The sequence below is a fragment of the Natrinema salsiterrestre genome (assembly GCF_029502005.1).
In the GTDB taxonomy this organism is placed as follows: domain Archaea; phylum Halobacteriota; class Halobacteria; order Halobacteriales; family Natrialbaceae; genus Natrinema; species Natrinema salsiterrestre.
In genome coordinates this window covers 96,234-113,314 of record NZ_JAMQOT010000003.1, presented here as the reverse complement: position 1 = coordinate 113,314, position 17,081 = coordinate 96,234, and the positions used below count along the sequence as shown (strand labels likewise).

Annotated in this window: 19 protein-coding genes; 5 read left to right on the top strand and 14 right to left on the bottom strand. The window is 65.1% G+C overall.

Translation table 11 applies throughout. The annotated features are described in order from the left end of the window. Window positions 1-3 precede the first annotated feature (3 nt). Both otsB and NDI89_RS10115 read left to right on the top strand, forming a co-directional pair. The gene (gene otsB / locus NDI89_RS10120) at window positions 4-813 is read left to right on the top strand and encodes a trehalose-phosphatase (RefSeq protein ID WP_277521435.1); all 810 of its coding nucleotides are present in this window, start codon (window positions 4-6) and stop codon (window positions 811-813) included. 225 nt (window positions 814-1,038) lie between these two features. Continuing rightward, entirely contained in the window at window positions 1,039-1,389 is a 351-nt protein-coding gene (locus NDI89_RS10115; RefSeq protein ID WP_226007347.1) for a winged helix-turn-helix domain-containing protein, read from the top strand. 168 nt (window positions 1,390-1,557) lie between these two features. Here NDI89_RS10115 and NDI89_RS10110 read toward each other — a convergent pair whose 3' ends face one another. From NDI89_RS10110 to NDI89_RS10090, 5 genes are all read right to left on the bottom strand, one after another. Further along, window positions 1,558-2,304, bottom strand: a complete 747-nt coding sequence (locus tag NDI89_RS10110; RefSeq protein ID WP_277521432.1) for a M10 family metallopeptidase domain-containing protein — start codon at window positions 2,302-2,304, stop codon at window positions 1,558-1,560. Between the two features lie 53 nt (window positions 2,305-2,357). After that, window positions 2,358-2,684, bottom strand: coding sequence for a hypothetical protein (locus tag NDI89_RS10105; RefSeq protein ID WP_277521430.1), 327 nt, complete (start codon window positions 2,682-2,684; stop codon window positions 2,358-2,360). Window positions 2,685-2,997: 313 nt separating this feature from the next. After that, a complete protein-coding gene (locus NDI89_RS10100; protein ID WP_277521428.1) occupies window positions 2,998-5,112 on the bottom strand; it encodes a bacterio-opsin activator domain-containing protein in 2,115 nt (704 codons plus the stop codon). Between the two features lie 143 nt (window positions 5,113-5,255). Then, the gene (locus tag NDI89_RS10095) at window positions 5,256-5,507 is read right to left on the bottom strand and encodes an MTH865 family protein (protein ID WP_277521426.1); all 252 of its coding nucleotides are present in this window, start codon (window positions 5,505-5,507) and stop codon (window positions 5,256-5,258) included. A gap of 186 nt (window positions 5,508-5,693) precedes the next feature. Then, on the bottom strand, window positions 5,694-6,425 hold the full coding sequence (locus tag NDI89_RS10090) for a hypothetical protein (protein ID WP_277521425.1): 732 nt from the start codon (window positions 6,423-6,425) through the stop codon (window positions 5,694-5,696). 175 nt (window positions 6,426-6,600) lie between these two features. Here NDI89_RS10090 and NDI89_RS10085 point away from each other — a divergent pair, with 175 nt between their 5' ends. Then, the gene (locus NDI89_RS10085; RefSeq protein ID WP_277521423.1) at window positions 6,601-6,990 is read left to right on the top strand and encodes a CopG family transcriptional regulator; all 390 of its coding nucleotides are present in this window, start codon (window positions 6,601-6,603) and stop codon (window positions 6,988-6,990) included. Window positions 6,991-7,063: 73 nt separating this feature from the next. Here the strand turns inward: NDI89_RS10085 and NDI89_RS10080 are convergent, their stop codons facing one another. Further along, a complete protein-coding gene (locus NDI89_RS10080) occupies window positions 7,064-8,680 on the bottom strand; it encodes a cobyric acid synthase (protein WP_277521421.1) in 1,617 nt (538 codons plus the stop codon). A gap of 110 nt (window positions 8,681-8,790) precedes the next feature. Further along, window positions 8,791-9,369: a DUF8170 family protein gene (locus NDI89_RS10075; RefSeq protein WP_277521419.1), complete on the bottom strand. Its 579-nt coding sequence runs from the start codon at window positions 9,367-9,369 to the stop codon at window positions 8,791-8,793. Between the two features lie 119 nt (window positions 9,370-9,488). On the opposite strand from NDI89_RS10075, the gene NDI89_RS10070 reads away from it, so the two are divergent. Next, window positions 9,489-9,899, top strand: coding sequence for a helix-turn-helix domain-containing protein (locus tag NDI89_RS10070; protein WP_277521417.1), 411 nt, complete (start codon window positions 9,489-9,491; stop codon window positions 9,897-9,899). Between the two features lie 99 nt (window positions 9,900-9,998). Here NDI89_RS10070 and NDI89_RS10065 read toward each other — a convergent pair whose 3' ends face one another. The 4 genes from NDI89_RS10065 to NDI89_RS10050 all read right to left on the bottom strand — a co-directional run bounded on the left by NDI89_RS10065 (window position 9,999) and on the right by NDI89_RS10050 (window position 13,838). After that, window positions 9,999-10,400, bottom strand: a complete 402-nt coding sequence (locus NDI89_RS10065) for a hypothetical protein (RefSeq protein ID WP_277521415.1) — start codon at window positions 10,398-10,400, stop codon at window positions 9,999-10,001. 366 nt (window positions 10,401-10,766) lie between these two features. Next, window positions 10,767-12,287 (bottom strand): hypothetical protein, encoded by a 1,521-nt coding sequence (locus NDI89_RS10060; protein ID WP_277521413.1) that lies wholly within the window; start codon window positions 12,285-12,287, stop codon window positions 10,767-10,769. Next, entirely contained in the window at window positions 12,284-13,039 is a 756-nt protein-coding gene (locus tag NDI89_RS10055; protein WP_277521412.1) for an ABC transporter ATP-binding protein, read from the bottom strand. Before NDI89_RS10055 ends, NDI89_RS10060 begins: the two co-directional genes overlap by 4 nt. A gap of 109 nt (window positions 13,040-13,148) precedes the next feature. After that, window positions 13,149-13,838: a cob(I)yrinic acid a,c-diamide adenosyltransferase gene (locus NDI89_RS10050; protein ID WP_277521411.1), complete on the bottom strand. Its 690-nt coding sequence runs from the start codon at window positions 13,836-13,838 to the stop codon at window positions 13,149-13,151. 113 nt (window positions 13,839-13,951) lie between these two features. On the opposite strand from NDI89_RS10050, the gene NDI89_RS10045 reads away from it, so the two are divergent. Further along, window positions 13,952-14,299: a winged helix-turn-helix domain-containing protein gene (locus NDI89_RS10045; RefSeq protein ID WP_277521410.1), complete on the top strand. Its 348-nt coding sequence runs from the start codon at window positions 13,952-13,954 to the stop codon at window positions 14,297-14,299. On the opposite strand, the gene NDI89_RS10040 is transcribed toward NDI89_RS10045, so the two are convergent. The 3 genes from NDI89_RS10040 to NDI89_RS10030 all read right to left on the bottom strand — a co-directional run bounded on the left by NDI89_RS10040 (window position 14,296) and on the right by NDI89_RS10030 (window position 17,035). Beyond that, on the bottom strand, window positions 14,296-15,243 hold the full coding sequence (locus tag NDI89_RS10040) for an ADP-ribosylglycohydrolase family protein (protein ID WP_277521409.1): 948 nt from the start codon (window positions 15,241-15,243) through the stop codon (window positions 14,296-14,298). The genes NDI89_RS10045 and NDI89_RS10040 overlap by 4 nt on opposite strands. A 72-nt stretch (window positions 15,244-15,315) precedes the next feature. Then, window positions 15,316-16,536: an FAD-dependent oxidoreductase gene (locus tag NDI89_RS10035; RefSeq protein WP_277521408.1), complete on the bottom strand. Its 1,221-nt coding sequence runs from the start codon at window positions 16,534-16,536 to the stop codon at window positions 15,316-15,318. A gap of 73 nt (window positions 16,537-16,609) precedes the next feature. After that, window positions 16,610-17,035, bottom strand: a complete 426-nt coding sequence (locus tag NDI89_RS10030; protein WP_277521407.1) for a CBS domain-containing protein — start codon at window positions 17,033-17,035, stop codon at window positions 16,610-16,612. Window positions 17,036-17,081 lie beyond the last annotated feature (46 nt).

The following is a 17,081-nucleotide window of genomic DNA, read 5'->3' as shown; positions in this document are numbered from 1 at the left end:
TCGATGACGGTGGCACAGTCACCGCCGCGGCCGCTCGACGACGGATTGCCACAGCTCCGGGCGACGCTCGAGGATGCCGACGGCCTGCTCCTCTGCCTGGATTTCGACGGCACGCTGGCTCCGATCGTCGACGATCCGAACGCGGCGGTGCCGAGCGAGCGCAACCGGGAGGCAGTGGCTTCGCTCGCCGCCGCACCGTCGGTGACGACGGCGGTCGTTAGCGGCCGCGCTCTGAGTGACGTCCGTGAGCGTATCGACGGCCCGTCGATCTACGCCGGCAATCACGGGCTCGAACTCGCTCGCAGGGGATCAATCGCGGTCCACCCGGTCGCGCGCAAACGCGCGGCTCGAGTCGACCGGGTCTGCTCGGCCCTCGAGGATTCCCTGGCGTCCGTCCCGAACTGTCGGATCGAAAACAAGCGCCTGACCGGGACGGTTCACGTGAGATCGGTTCCGCCTGCTGCCGAATCTGTCGTCCGCCGGCGGACGCGCGAGGCCGTCGACCGATTCGGTGGCGACGCCCTCGAGATTTCGCTCGGGAAACGAATCCTCGAGATCGGGCCGGACGTTCCCTGGGGAAAGGGACAGGCGGTCGAGCTGATCGCTGCCGATGTATCACCCGAAACGGTCGTCGTCTATATCGGGGACGACGTCACCGACGAGTCCGCGTTTCGAGCCGTCGAACCGGACGGCGTCGGCGTCCGAGTCGGTAACGACGATCCCTCGAGCGCCTCCTACCGGGTACGGGCACCCGCAGACGTTGCAGCGTTCCTCTCGTGGCTCGGATCCACCGGCACCGGACTGGTCGAATGAGTCCTCAGACCGTCACGAAGCGGGATGCGAGGAACACGAAGCGCCGTATCGGGTCGGTCCGACGGGACCGTCCCGGATTCGGCGACAGTCACTCGGTCTCGTCACCAGCACTTGCCCGGACACCATTACATATCGGAGAAAGAAATAACCATAACAAACATCCTGTCTCGAGCCGAAAGTATTAGTTACCACTGGAAATATAGTCCGGTACGAGAGTGAACGAGAGTGAAACTCCGACAACCAACTGACTTCCTGATCCTCGAGGCGCTCGAGGACAAGGGCCGAAACGTCGCAACGAACCTGGCTGCACACACCGGAAAGAGCCGGAAGAACATCAATACCAGACTGCCGGTACTCGAGGATTACGGTCTCGTCAACAAGATCGGGCCCGCCGAACGGTCCGGCCTCTACGAGATCTCCTCCACGGGGAAGGCAGCGCTGGTGTACCAAGACCAGTACGACGAGGTCGACGACTTCGAGGCGCTGATCGAAGGACCGAACGCGGCTGCGGAACAGGAGGGTGACGCCCAAACCAGTTTCGCCCGCGGCGAGAACGACGACGAAGACGACGAGTAACGACGCGCCTCGACCGACTCGTCTCGACGGAAGCGAGACGAGCCCCCGTCGACTGCCGTTCGGCCGCAGCTGTGGCCGTCTGGTAGTCACAACTCTAGCGCTCTTACTGGAGACATCCGTGCGACCGCGAACCGACCACCCGCCGCTCGGCGGCGAGCGGTCTCAGTATCACAGGAGTCCGCCGTCGTACGCCGCGAGCGCGCGGCGCGCACACGACGAAAAGGCGAGACTGAGTTTTCGGTCCCGATCCTTCGATGTCGGAAGCGTCGTCCCGCAGCGAGAGCTGTCGGCACCGTACGCCGGATCCCAGGCGTAGCTACTCAGCATCGGCGTTGCGATCACGGCCCCGCCGTGGTGGAACGCGACGCCGTGTCCGTGATCCAACCCGAGCGCGTGACCGATCTCGTGGACGAGCACCTGTATCGTTCGTGCCGGCGGCGTGTTCGGCACGACCCATCGGGTGCCGCTGACAACTTCGTCGAACGCATCGAGGGACGCGATGTGGCGCGCGCCGCCGACGGATGCAACGTGAGGGATGCCGTATCCGGTCGGTGCCTCCTCCATTCCGCCGTCCGTAACTAGCAGGTTGACGTCCGATACCGGCTCGAGCTCTCGCCGGCCGAGTTCGCCCGCAGCGACGGCCATCGGCCACTCTCCGCGACTCGTCAGGCGAGCGGCGTCCTCCGTCGAGACCGAGACCGTCCCGCCGACGGAGAGGTCGAGCGTCCAGTAGCCGAGCGCGAGCGTCTCCTCGAGGTACTCGCGAATACGGTCGGCGACTCCGTCGTAGGTAGCGGCCGCCTCGGAGAACCAGATTCGAACGGCGAGCGTCTCAGCGGACCCGCGTGTCGCGTACGCGAGCGTGCTGAGCGAGGCGACCGACCCGACCGCCCCGAGAAACGCGCGCCGTCTCATGGGCTACCTGGTGTGACGGGGACCCAGTTCCTGCGGGTGAACATGGACACGCACTATCCGCGGCACGGTCCCGCTTCGGCCCGAGCGGTGTCGGTTTTCGAAACGGTCGCCCCCGTTCCCGTCGAGTTTCCCCGTCTGTCGACGACCCAGGCCTGGCTCTCGAAAACGCGGATCTCGAGCCCGGCCGGCAACTGACACGGCTCGACCGGCGCGAGCGAGAGCAGCGCCCCGTCTTCGGTCTCGACCAGCCATCTGTCCGGCCCGCGCTGTCGCAGACAGAGCGCCCACGCGCCGGTCCGAAGCCGGTGCTCGATCTGCCACTCGGTATAGTAGCGGTCGTCCGCGCCGCGGAAGATCGCTTCGAACGGCTGCGTTACCACGGTGTCCCCACCTGCGATTCAGTGACGTACTGCGGTCTCCGTCTGGTCGTCATTCTCACCTGACCGATCAGCTTTCGAGCGTATTGCCGCTGGGATTCATATAGCGCTCAGTTAAGAAAGAAGGAGAGTCACGGTATCGTGAACGACCGCTGGAAACCGGTCACAGTGGTGCGCCGGTCGAGAGATGCTGTCACTCCCTTCGGTCGAACGCACCTCGTAGCGGAGTGAGTCGGTCACGGTACGAACGTAGCGCATGAAACTCGGCGGGGAAGCGGATGGGACGATCCCCCACCCCGTTACCGTCGGCGGAAACTCAACTGTGCCCGCTTCCCTCGAAGAACTCCTCGAGGATCGCCCGAAGCCCCTTTCGAAGGTGTTGGTGCATCGTCGGCGGCGAGATATCCATCGCCTCGGCGATCTCCTCGCCGGTGCTCTCCCGCGGCCAGTCGAAGAAGCCGCCGTAGTAGGCGAGTCGAAGCGTCGTCAGCTGGCGATCGGTGAGTCGATCGAGGATCCGATTTCGGCGCTGGGCCGCCGTCCGAACCGGTCGATCGACCTCCCGTCTGGCGACGAGTTCGGTGTTCTCGTAGATGACGGTCAACGCTTCCGCGATTTCCCGGACGGCAGCGTTCTGCGACACTTCGACCAGACAGGTCCCGACACCGCTATCGACCGTGACGTCCCGAATCGTCGCGCCGTGATTCTCGAGCGTTCGAACCCCCGACTGCGCGAGGCGAATCTCGATGGTGCAGCTCTCTTCGCCGTCGTGGATGAGCCGACACTCCTCGATAGAGTCGTGGGTCCTCGCGGCCTCCAGAACCGTGTCACCGTCCAGACCGTCGACCGTCACGTACTGAAAGGTTCGCCCGTTCGCCGTGGTACCGGCCCACTCGAGCGAGCAGGTACAGTCGTACTCCTCGGAGAGATCGAACGAGAACGTATCGCCGCCGTCGATCCGGAACTCGAGTTCGACGACGGTGTCGGCGAAGAGCAGCTGCCGATTTTTCACTGCCATGATGGTGAACCCGATGGTCTCGCCGAGCAATCTGAACCCGGCCCGTTCGCGTTCGCTGAACGCGTCGTCTCGGCTCGCGAGAACGGTCAGTACACCGTATGTCGCGTCCTCGTGAGTGATCGGGGCGGCGATCGCTGATCTGACGTCGTCTTCGCTTGCGGCCCCCTGCAACGGCTCGGGAACCGTTTCGTCGTCCAGCAGTCGGTTCGTCGTCCGGATCTCACCGGTCCGTACCGCCTGCGACACCGGCCCGTCGTGGTCGATCGACTCGCGGACGCACTCGAGATAGGTTTCGGCCTCGCCGGCGCCGGTTCGGTAGGAGAGTTGCCCGTCACCCGTTCGCTCGGCGATCCACGAGCCACAGTACAGCTCGGAGTCGACGAGCTGCTCGCAGACCTCGTCTTCGATGGCGTCCCGGGCCGGTGCCTCGACGAGGGTCTCGATCACCTGTCGGACGACCGCGTTGATTCGATTGAGCGTCTCGAGTTGATCCTGTCGCGATCGGAGTTCCCGCTCGCGCTGGGCCCGTTCGGTGATGTCTCGAGCCAGCCAGACGACGGCGCGTCGACCCTGAATTCGCTGATCGAGCGGCACGACGCGCGCTTCGAATCGGCGGCTTCCCTCGGTCGTCTCGGCGTCGTACTCGACGGATCGAACGCCGTCGGTCCCGATCGCCCGATCGATGCAGTCCTGTAGTTTCGCGGCGACCGCATCGGGGAACGCGTCCTCGAGGGTGGTTCCCGGCAGGTCGTCGGGAGCCATCGAGTACAGTTCGGCCGAGTCGGGTCGAACCTTCGCCTCGAGATACGTGCCGTCCTCACCGATGACGAACGCCTCGTCCGGGAGTTCGTCGCCGAGGATCCGTTCGTTTCGACTGTCGGTCTCGTCCGACCGCTCGATGGGCTGCGATCGAACTGTCGTGACGATCCGGTCGATCGGGTCCTCGTCGCGATTCGTCGGCACGTATTCCGTCGCGTCGGCCCGGAGCGCGACCGTCGCGAGCCGTTCGCTTCCCGTTTTCGGTGCGACGATCGTCGGGACGGCCGGCGCCACGGCGTGGACGCGCTGGAGGACGGACTGTATGTCGCCGGGACAGTCGAGTTCGAGAACGACGGCGATCGGAGAAGCGAGGGCGTCCCCGGTGGGAGTTGCCGACTCTGCAGTGTCCGTCGATCGGGAACCACCGTTCGCCGCGGACGTCTCGGTACCGTCCCGATCCCCGTCGGTGACGCCCTCGGCGGCCCCGTCACCCTTCGCGTCCGCCGCGTCGAGCAGTGACTCGAGATCGGCCGGTACCGGAACCGTGCGGACGTCGTGCTCGGTCGCGTTCTCGAGTCGCGCTCGTAGATCGGTCTCCTGGTCTCGAACGTCGGTCACGACGATGATCGGTCTCGATCGATGTGTATCGTTCATCCCTATCTCTCTCTGTTTCGAGTGACTGCAGCCGGATTCATACGCGACCAGACACCGTTCTATCAAGATCGGTTGCGGAATAAAAGCTTGCTGGTCAGCGGTCCGATAGGTTCCAGCAGCGATCGTTCCCGCGGATGAATTAGTTACAGCTCACCGCGGTCACGAAGCTCCTCGAGCAGGTCGCCGACGAGCGATTCGACGTCTTCGTAGGGGAAATCACCGCCGGACGTCTTCGTGTTCAGTTCCATCGCGGTCATCGAGAAATCGCCGGACTCGAACGTCGTACTCGGCCCGTCTGGAAGCGCCGGGATGAGCTCCATCGGACCGGAGACCGGATAGTCCGCGCCCTCGAAGGCGTCGATCAGTTGCGCTCGGAGTTCGGCTTCGTCAGTCATTACGTCTCACGATTCCCGACCATGAATAATAAATCCGCAGGTGGTTCCGGTAGCCGCGCGGATCGGTAGGAGAGACGAGCGGGAGTACGTCGCTCCGGTCGGGACCGGCGTGCCGACGGATGACTGCCGGACCGACCGGACGGACCCGACGGTACCGGACGAGCGGATGCGACGAGAACCGAACGCCTAGAGCCGACGCATGAATTCGGGAAGAATGCCCCGTTCGCTCGAGTCGCCGGCTGCGGCCGGCTCCGCGCCGGGGTGTTCGACCTCCCCGTCGTCGTGGGACTCGTCGAACGGGTCGGGGTCCGAGCCACTGCCGGCCTCGTCCGAGCCGGGGCCGTTGGCCGTGGTAGCGGTGTCTGTCGCTGCGGAGTCGCTCGCCTTCGATCTCCCTTCGGCGGCCGTCTCGGATCGAGTATCGGCTTCGACGGCCGATTCGAACGCGGCTTTCGACTCGGGGCCGAAGTAATAGGGATCGCTGGGGGCCAGGTGCGCCTGTAGCCGCACGTTCGCGTAACCGGCCAGCGCGAGCGCGGGAACGAACAGCGGTTCGATTCCGAACAGCGTCGGGCCGGCCGTCAGGATGACGAGAAAGACCGACAGCGGTGAGTAGACGAAGAACGCGACGAGCCGAAAGGCGTTCCCGACGTAGCCGTCGATCACGTAGGAGTACAGGCCGTACGCACCGACGAACAGACCGAGATCCGCGTAGAGACCGACCAGCAGCCCGACGTCTCCGGCGACGAATCCGTGGATGTGAACCGCGATCGCCCCGGTCAACACCGTCGTTCGGTTGACGTAGGTCTCGTCGAGCGCCATCCCGAACACCAGCACTGCGAGCTGAATCAGGGGGGCCGCGACCCACCACGGGAGGGAACTGAAGAGCACGCCGGAATACACGTCGATTACACCCACACGTTCGAGTGAACCCAGTCCGACCTCTTTAACGTTCGTTCCGTTTCGAGACTCGATACGACGCGCCGAGCAGATCCCGACGGTCGGGCTCGAGTCACCGCATGCTTTCTCTTCCCACGGACAGGTGTGGAAACAGTAGAAACAATAATGAGTCAGTAGCAAGCACTGTCCCTACATGGCGAAAGATACCGTCAGGTATCCCGACGACGTGGTCGAAGAGATCGACACGCTCGTCGAAGACGGTATGTTCGAGAGCAAATCCGAGTTCTACCGGTTCTCCGCGGAGTACGTACTCACGCTGATCGATTCCGACCACGACGTGAAGACGTTCAACTTCGACGAGATCAAATCGGAACTCGACATCAGTGAGGAAGATCACGCGAAAGCGCTCGGGGCCGACGGCGGTACGTTCTTCCTCGACGCCGTGATCAACGTCCGCAAGTACGGGTTGCGCGGCAACTACGAGGCGGCCGAACGATTCATCGATACTCACTACGACGAGACCGACCAGGAGTGTATCATCCTCGAAGAACTGCTCGGAACCTATCGCAGCGAATCGACCTGATCGGGCCATCTCTCCTACCTCGCTTTGAACGACCACCCGCGGCTTCGGCCGTCCGAATTGCTACGTCTGCTCGTCACTCCGACACGAACGGCTCGCCGAGCGCCGCCAGATCGACGTTCTCCTCGACGAGCCGCGCCGCCCGGTCGTACGGCGTCGGCCCGGTAACACCCGTTTCTGCGGACGCTGACGACGCGTCCTCGTCCGTCGGTCGATCGACGTCCGCCGTCGCCGCGACGTGGTCCAGAAACGCCGCTCGGACGGATTCGTTGTCGAACAGGCCGTGTACGTACGTTCCGAGCACCGCTCCGCGAGCCGCACTCGAGTCCCCGAGCGGCCGACTGACGTCCTCGAGCGCCGTCGTTCGCCCGGCGTGAATCTCGTATCCCGCCGCCGGACCGTCGGCACCCGAAAGCAGCGGCGATGCGGTTTCGTCGACGGGAACCGTCGTCTGCTCGAGTCGTTTGGTCCCCTCGAAGCGGGTCTCGACCGGTAACAGACCGAGCCCGTCGACGACGTCGTCCTCGCCGGTCCCCTCGAGCGCGGCGTTGGTGATGCGCTCGCCGAGCATCTGATAGCCGCCGCAGACGCCGACGACCGGTCCGTCGAAGGCCGCGAGCGCGTCGGCGAAGCCGGCCTCGTGGAGCGCCAGGAGATCGTCGACCGTGTTCTTCGTGCCCGGGATGACGACCGCATCGGCGTCGATCCCCTCGAGCGGGTCGGTCGTCCCGTCGCCGTCGACCGGGACGTAGACGACCGAGACACCGGGTTCGTCCGCCAGCGCCTCGAGGTCCGTCGCGTTCGAGAGCCGCGGGAGCCGCGGCACGGCGATCCGAATCCGACGATCGGCCCCGACGCCGTCGTCGTCGCCGACGACGCCCCGTTCCTCGGTCCCGGGAAGCCCGACGCTGTCCTCTTCGGGGAGACCGGGGTCGTCGTAGGGGAGCACGCCCAGGATCGGGACGCCCGTCCGGGATTCGATCTCCTCGATGCCGGGCTCGAGCAGCGAGGGATCGCCGCGGAACTTCGTAATCACCGCGCCGACGATCCGATCCCGAATCTCGTCGGGGACGAGTTCGATCGTGCCGTAGAGGCTGGCGAAGGCGCCGCCGCGTTCGATATCGACCAGGAGGAGGATATCGGCGTCCGCGAAGTCGGCGGTTTCGACGTTCGCGAGGTCCCGGTCGTGCAGGTTGATCTCGCCGATACTGCCCGCGCCCTCGGCGACGATCACGTCGTTGTCGGCCGCCAGTCTGCGGTAGGATTCCTCGGCAGCCGCGAGCACTCGCTCCCAGTACTCCTCGTAGTAGGTGCCGGCGGGCACGTGGTCGTGAGCCGTCCCCTGCAGTACGAGTTGGCTCTCGCCGTCGCCCCGCGGCTTGAGCAGGACCGGGTTGCAGTCCGTCGTCGGAGTGATTCGAGCAGCTCGAGCCTGGACGAACTGGGAGACGCCGATTTCGCCCCACTGGTCGTCGGTGCCGGCGTCTCCGTCGGCGTCGTCTCCTTCCGGGTCGCCATCCTGCCGGCCGTCCGCGTCCGGCCGAACGACGACGCGAGCGTTGTTGCTCATGTTCTGGCCCTTGAACGGCGCGACCGAGACGCCTCGATCCGACAGGAGCCGACAGAGCCCAGCCGCGACCGTCGACTTGCCGACGTGACTCGCAGTTCCGGCGACGAGGAGGGTTCTGGTCATCCGCGTTGGGCGGTAGTCGTGGGGCCGAGAGTATCGTCCTATCGGTTCCGGTCGTACTCGGGTTTCGGCGAGATTCACTGTCGTTCAAATCGTCCGAACAAATCCGACCGTTACCGCAGGGAGTTCGCACAGTCACGCAGTTCCTCCTCGGTTTCCCAGACGCAGAGCCGGTTTGCATCCGAAAGCATGTCGAAAATCGCCGTTTGCATCCCACTGTACGGATTCTCGAGGTCGACGCCCGTGTCGACGTCCGCCGACACCACGTTCTCGTACGTCCGCTTGAAGACGTGCGTCTTCTCGAAGTACTCCTCTATGGCAGTGAAATAGCCCTGCTCGACGAGGAATCCGCCGCCGTCGTGTTCGGCCACACCGACGATGACGTCGGTGTAGTCGGCGAGGAGGCGAAATTTGAGGTAGGTGTTCGTCCACTCGCTTCGGATATCGACCATCAAAAACGCGTAGCTGTCTGCCCGGCGGTTGAGTCGGTCCTTGACGAGCTGGAGGCGATGAATTTCCGGGCGACCGTAGCTGCCGAGAACGAAGTACGTCCTGTCGGTCGTGAGAAGCGGTGACAGCTCCGCGACGCTGTGTTTGAGTGTTTCGTACTCCTCCGGCGTCAGCGACGACTCGTGGAGGTACGATTCGGCTTTGTCGGCGAGCTCGTCGACGGTCACCGGCCCCTCGCTCATCAGCCGAGCGGACGCAGCTTTGACCCTTCAATTTACCGACTAGGTTAGTGGATAGATCGTCCATGACCGATTCGTATTTGAGCGAAACGCTTTTGCACGTATCGGTTGAACTGACGAGTATGAGCACGCCGGATCGGACACCGACCGACCTCGAGACCGTTCGTGAGCGCTTGAACGTCGTCACTCAGGAGACGCGGTTCGCTCTCGTGCAGGACCTCCTCGGCCATCCCGAGGGACTGCCGACGCTGAAGGAACTGGACTACGTCAATCCCAGCAAGAGTCGGACGACGATTCGACAGCACCTCCAGCAACTCATCGATGCGGGGATCGTCAAGGAAGTGACGCTCCCGACGGATCGCCGCCAGAACGATCTGCCGTACAAGTTTTACGGTATCAGCGAGGATGGACGCCAGTTCCTCGAGGCACACGACCTCCTGCGAGCGAAAGAGACGCTCCGTGAAATCTACGCACGGGTGGAGACGACCGACGAAATCGAACGGTACGAGGCCGCACCGCGACCAGAGCAATAGGATCGAACCGGGATCGTAGCGTCTCAAGACCGGCTATTCTACCACTTATAATTTCCGAGCCCGGACGTCACTACGGGCAGATCGATGGACCACCAGTTATTATCGAAGCTCAGCGAGGAATGGTTGGAGCCGAAGCGTCGTCTGTTTGAGCAGGACGACGATCGCGAGGATCAGTCCAAACCCAAATGAAAGAAACGGGCCGATCACTATCCCGCCACCGCGGGGACTGAAGTACATAGCCCACGAGGCGAGAATTCCCAGCAGCATCACCATCGCGACAGCCCCAGTCAGATACGAGCGGACGAACGATTCCGCGAAAATTGCAGAAAGTAGCGAGACGAACGCAAGCGCCAGCGGAAGGAAAAAGAGCCCCCCATAGAGCTCGACCATGTCCCAGAGTTCGCTGTTAGGTGCTACACGAAAGAGGTAGCCAGTATGGAACAGGATGCCGTACCCAAGGATTAGGGTCACTAGTCCAATTTCTGCCTTCTCGAGCCACACATTTTTATTCGAGCTTACCACATTATACCTAAACATCCAAACAATAATAATGTGTGGTTGTTAAATATATCCTACGGTGAGGGGACCCAATCTACCGTCACCTGCAACTATTCCAGCCGACATCATTCTACAAATTAATACTTTGGCATGGTCGGGTTCCGTACTGTGAATTCGATATCTTCACCATTCGTCAATGCTACATTATTGTAGTGAAAATAGTCCTTTGAGAACGGCTGAAGCAGACATCATCTGGCGGTAAAACGAGTCAGAAGATCACTATCTACTCCGTCCGGTCGTCCGCTAGTTCCCTCCTAGTTACACTGAATATAAACGTTCTAGCCTCAATCAAATCGGCGTCAAAGGAGTTCAGTGGCCGTTCCGGTACCGCTGTTCCCAGCGCGGCCCGGCGCGACTCGAGAGGACGACCCCCACGAAACCGAGTCCGACTCCCGCGACCCCGAGTCCGACGGCGAGTTCCGCGGACGGCGGAACGACGACGAAGCCGGCGACGAGCGTCGGCACGAGCGCGACGGCGACGCCGAGGGTAAACGTCGCGAAGCGGACGGCGTCGAAGAGGAACTCGTTGGGATCGAAGCCGGCGATGTAGACGGTGAGGCCGTAGTAGTACAGCGCGTAGCCGGCCAGCAGGACGGCCCCGACGGCGGCGTCGACGAGCGTCGCCTCGAACCAGAGCACGGCCGCGAGGTAGGGGACGGCGACCGTCGGCGCGCCGACCAGGACGAACGCGATCCGCTTGGCTCGGAAGACGTCCGCGATCGAGACGGGGTACGTGAGGTAGGCCTCGAGCGAGTCGAACTGGGTCAGCCAGTTGTACGTCGTAAACGCGGAGAGGCCGAGGACGCCGCCGAAGAAGATCCCCGGCGCTGGCGCGATGCCGGTGATCGTGTCGACGACGCCGACGAGCGCGGCCACGAGCACGAGCAAAATGGTGACCGAGACGAACGGCTTCCAGACGCCGCCCGAGGAGCGAGCGAGGTCGAGCAGCGACTTCGTGACCAGCGGGGCGTCGTCGATGGGAAGCGCGTCACTGATCCGAGCGAACCGATCGGTCGCGGTCCGCGAGGGCCGTCCGTACGTCGGATCGTACAGCAGGAGCGACCCCGCTGCGACGACGAGGGTCCCGACCGCCAGCCCGCCGGCCGCGACCGCGGACCCGCTGATCGGCACGAGGACGCGCCGGAGCGGCTCGAGACTCCCTGTCGCCCAGCCACCGACGATGGCGAGTCCGACCACCAGCCCGATGGCCCACGGTGGCGTGCCGCGCGTGCGGACGGCGATCAGCGCGACGGTGACCGCCATTCCGAACGCGAAGACGAGACAGAGCGAGAGCCAGAACAGGCCGACCGAGACCGGCGTCGCGGCCGACAGCCCGTCGACCGCGACGCTTCCCAGCGCCATCGGCAACACGAACGCGACCGCGTAGAACAGGCCGTCTTTCAGTAAGAACGCCCCCAGCAAGCGCCGCCGCGAGAGCGGGAGCGTCGTCGACGAGGACAGCAGCAGCGACAGCCGTCCGAACACGTTCTCGAGCATGTCAGACCCCGCAAAGCCCGCAGTGCCGCTGTAGAGCCCGAAGCCGAACGCGAGGACGTGCAGCCCGCCGGCGACCGTCGCCGGCGCGGTTCCGGTTTCGACGAGCGCGACCGTCCCGCTCACGCTCAGCAGCGCGATGACGAACGGAAAGAGCGCGAACCGCCAGCCGCCGAAGAGCTGGGTGTGGAGCCGCCACTCCTCACGGAAGAGCACCGCGAGCAGCCGACGAGTCGAGAGCCCGGCACCCGATCGGGTCGCGTCCGCCGCGTTCGCTCCGTCCGCGGTACCTGTCCCAGCCGCGTTCGCTCCGTCCGTGGGATCGGCCCCGGTCATGTCTCCAGCCGCTCGAGCGTCGGCGTGTCTCGCGTCTCCTCGCGCTCGACGCGATCGAGGAACACCTCGAGCAGCGACTCGTCGTCGCCGCCGTCCTCGAGCGAGCGTTCGGTGACGAGCCGGCCGTCGGCGACGATGCCGACGCGGGTGCAGATCTCCTCGGCGACGTCGATGTTGTGCGTCGAGACGAAGACGGCGTTGTCCCCGGCCGCGTAGGAGACGAGGAACCGCTTGACCTGCTCCTGGACGAGCGGGTCGAGGTTCGCCAGCGGCTCGTCGATGAAGACCACGTCGGGTTCGTGGACGAACGCCTGCGCGATCATCACCTTCTGCTGTTGCCCACGCGAGAGATCGGTGTGGAGCGTGTCGAGCTTGCTCTCGAACCCGAGTCGGTCAGCCCACGCGGCCGTCTGCTCGGCGACCCGCTCGGGATCGAGGTCCCGCACTTCGCCGACGAACTCGAGGTACTCGCGGGGCGTGAGAAAACTCGGCGGCGATTCCTGTTCGGGGAGGATGCCGACCCGCCGGCGCGTTTCGATCGGGTCGGCGACCGGATCGGTCTCGAGGACGCGAACGTCGCCCGCATCCGGCTCGATCTGGCCGGTCAACACGCGAATCGTCGTCGTCTTGCCGGCACCGTTCGGCCCGAGAAAACCGTACAGCTCACCCCGATCGACGGTGAATTCCATTCCATCCACGGCGTCGACGGATCCGTACGACTTTCGCAGTCCGTCTACCTGAATCGCTCCCATTGAACGTGAAATCGTTCTCAGGATTTGATAATAACTGTATTGGTAGGGAAATAGTGACAGGTCCCTCGTTCCTCGTTCGCTCGAGACGGATGCCAGTCGCACCCCCTCCTCAGAACTCGGTCCCGCGCCGCGCCCGTTGCCCCTCGTCGATCGGATGTTTCATTTTCCGGACGTTCGTGATCAAATCGGCCCGGTCCTCGAGATACGCGGGTTCGGTGTGACTTCCCGATAGCACCAGCTCGAGGTCGTCGGGCTTCGCGTCGATGAGCTCGTGGACGTCACCCTCCGAGAGCAGGCCGCGATCCGCGGCGTACAGTATCTCGTCGAGAATCAGCATGTGCATTCCCGCCTCCGGCTCCGCGTCGAGATCGATCGGCTCAGCGAGGTCGGCTTCGTCCGCCGCCTCGACCAACTCGCGGGCGCGCTCGAGGCCGGCCTGCGCTTCGGCCTCGTGGTCGGCCTCCTCGCTGCCGTCTTCCATCCCGTGCCAGCCGTAGTGGCCGAGGTTCTCGTAACTGATTCCCGGCAGCGCGGCGATCGCGTTGTACTCGCCCCGAACGGCGTCGACGCTCGAGGCACCGCCCTTCATGAACTGGAGCATGTGGACGCGGTAGCCGTGGCCCGCGGCGCGCATTCCCATCCCGAGGGCGGCCGTCGTCTTCCCTTTTCCGTCGCCCCACCAGACTTGGACGAGGCCGAACTCGTCGGGAGCGGCGGGTTCGATCCGTTCGGCTTCGGGCGTCCGTCCCTGTCCGGGCGTGTTCTCGACCGTGGACTCGGGGGTCCGATCGTCGCTCATACGCGTGCCGTCGGACCGATCGCACATGTAACTGCCCCATCCGTCCGTGTTCGGTCACTGACATTCCCAACCAAACGTGTCTTGAGGCCTCGCTCCTAACGTGGCTGCACCCAATGTCCCTCGAGTTCTCCTCGTCCGACGATACGCTCTCCGTCGAGCGCGTCATCGGCGCGCTCGACGACGAGGCCTGCCGGGAGATCGTCGCCGTTCTCGAGGACCCGATGACGGTCGAGGAAGTCGCAGAGGCCACGGACCGTCCGCTCTCGACCACCTATCGCAAACTCGACCGCCTGACCGACGCCGGACTCGTGGAGGAAGCCGTCGGGATTCGCGAGGGTCGCCACCAGACATCGCGATACGTCGCCACGCTCGGCCGGCTCTCGATCGCGCTCGACGGCGACAACGAGTTGCGCGCCGATATCGACCGCGCGAGGGGTCACAGTATCTGGTCGGATCGCTAGCGGGGTTCTCGGACCGACTCGTGCTCCGTACTCGGCTCGAGGTCGACGAGTCGATCCGCGAGTTCTGCACGCTCCGCGCGTCCCTCGACGGTCGACAGCCATCGCTCTGGCAGCGCGTTCGCACCGAACCGCGCCCCGGCGACCGCACCGGCCACCGCACCGATCGTGTCCGCGTCTCCGCCCTCGCCGACCGCCCCGACGATCGCCGTCTCGAGATCCGACGCGGTCAGCGCGTGGAAAAGTGCCGTCCGTAGCGTCTCGACGGCATCGTTGGCCGGAACCAGCGACTCGGAAGTGACGCGGTCCGGGACCGGCTCGAGGCGGTCGACCAATTCGTCCGGTGCGTCCTCCGGAAGGGTGACGAGCGCGGCCGCCAGTGGCCGCTCGCTCCCCTCGAGCGCGGCGGCGATTGTCAGGGTCAGCGCGGCACAGCCGTGGACGCAGCGCGGATCCGCGTGGGTCACGCGCGAGGAATCCCGGCTCGCCCGCTGGAGCGCCTCGAGATCGTCCGCGTAGGCGATCGCCAGCGGCGCACAGCGCATTACACTGCCGTTCGTGGCCTTCTCGCCCGGCGGTTTCGCCTCCCTCGCGGCCTCGGCCGCCTCGAGCGGCGGCGCGCCCTCGGCGATCCGACGGAGCGCGTCCGTCGTCGTGCCGCCGATACCGAACGGCCGGCGGTCGTACCAGTCGACCAGCCGCGAGGCGAAGTCGTCCCGATCGAAGCCCTCGTACGCGAGGAGGCTCCGGGCGAGTCTCGTCGCGAGCTGCGTGTCGTCGGTGACTGTCCCCGGCGGCTTGCCGTGGGTGCCGTCGCCAGCGAACGACTCGAGGGTTCCATACTCCCGGTCGATTCGCTCGGCCGACCACCCCTCGACGGGACGACCGAGGGCGTCGCCACAGGACAGGCCGAGGAGAACTCCCTCGGCGCGATCCCGATCGACCATACTCGTGGTACATCGGCCGCCGTCTTCAGGACTGCCCCGACGCCGACGCTCGATCGCGTCGACCGAAGCGGACTAGCGACCGACGAGATCCGCGTCGGTCGGCCCCTGTCCATCGAACTGTCGGACGAACTCGTCGAGCCGCGCCGGTTCCGACGCGCCCGGTAGTCGCTCGTCGGCCGTGGAACACTCGACGTCCACGCCCAGCCGGTCGCAGACGAGATCCGCGGTCGCCTCGGCCATCCGCCGGTAGGTCGTCAGCTTGCCGCCGACGATACTACAGCAGTTCGCGACGCCCTCGTCGGCGTGATCGAGCAGATGGAATCCCCTCGAAATCCCCCGCCCGCCGCGGGCGGCTTCGTCGGGCTCGTACAGCGGCCGGACGCCCCACCACGTCCGAACGCGCTCGGCGTCGGCGACCGGGGGGAGCATCGACGCACACTCCCGAACCGTCTCCTCGACCTCCCAGTCGGCCCGCTCGTAGTCGTCCGGGTCGTCGACCGCCACGCTCGTCGTGCCGAGGACGACCTCGCCGTCGTGTGGAACGACGATATCGCCGTCGTCGGGCTCGCGACAGCGGTTCAAGACCGGCTCGAGGCCGTCGTGTGCCACCGACACCATGACGCCGCGGGTCGGCCGCATCTGGACGGAAACGCCCGCCATGTCACCGACCCGCCCGGCGTGCGGCCCGGTCGCGTTTACGACGAACTCCGGTCGAACGGTGTCGTCGACGTCCCCACCGAGCGCGACCGACGCGACCCGTCCGCTATCGACGGTCATCGACGTGACGGGCGCGCGGGTCAGTATTCGCGCGCCGTGATCCCGAGCGTCGGCCGCGTTGGCGGCGACGAGTCGGGACGGAACGAGGACGCCGTCCGGGACTCGCATCGCGCGGTCGACGTCGTCAGCGAGGCCCGGAACCGTCTCGCGGGCCGTCTCCCCGTCGACGACTTCGGTCGGAATTCCCACCTCCGCGCAGGCGTCGCGCTTCGCCTCGAAGTAGGCCGGATCGTCGCCGGTCAGGTGGACGAACAGTCCTCCCGTCTCCCGGATGCAAGCACCACCGATCCGACGCAGGATGCGGTTCTCCTCGAGACAGGCTCGCGCCTCCGGCCCGTCGGCTTCCGCGTACCGCGCGCCGCTGTGGAGGAGCCCGTGCGAGCGGCCCGACGTCCCCGCTGAGAGTCCGTCGCGTTCGACGAGCGTGACGTCGACGCCCCTGCGCGCGAGGTCCCTGGCGATTCCCGTCCCGGTCGCACCGCCGCCGATCACGAGGACGTCCGTTCGGCTGTCCATGGGAGGGATACGGATTCCAGACGGACGTACCTTTCACCACACGGCGGGACCGGAGAGGATGTCAGTCGGGGAGTTAGGGGCTGTAACTGGGCGACTGGGACTCGATCGTCTCGGCGACGTTCTCGAGTTCCTCGCCGATCGTCGCGACGAGATCGTCCAGCGTCGCGATCCCGGCCAGATCGCCGTCCTCGTCGACGACCGGGAACCGGCGGACGTTGTTGTCGCGGATCGCCTCCGAGATCGCGAGCGGGTCGTCGTCCTCGTGGACCGTCACCGGGTTGTCCGTCATGACCTCCTCGACCGAAACGGATCCGACGTCGTCGTGTTCGTGGATCGCGAGCGCGACGTCCCGGTCGGTGACCATCCCGACTGGCTCGTCGTCTTCCGTGACGACGATCGAGCCCACGTTCTCTTCGTCCAGCACCTCCGCGATCTCCTCGAGGTCGCTGTCCGGACTGGTCGTGACGACGTTCTGGGGGCCGAGTTTGCCGATAGACATGGTTCGTTCGAACGACTGCAGGAGCGGTATTCAATCGGAACCTTTC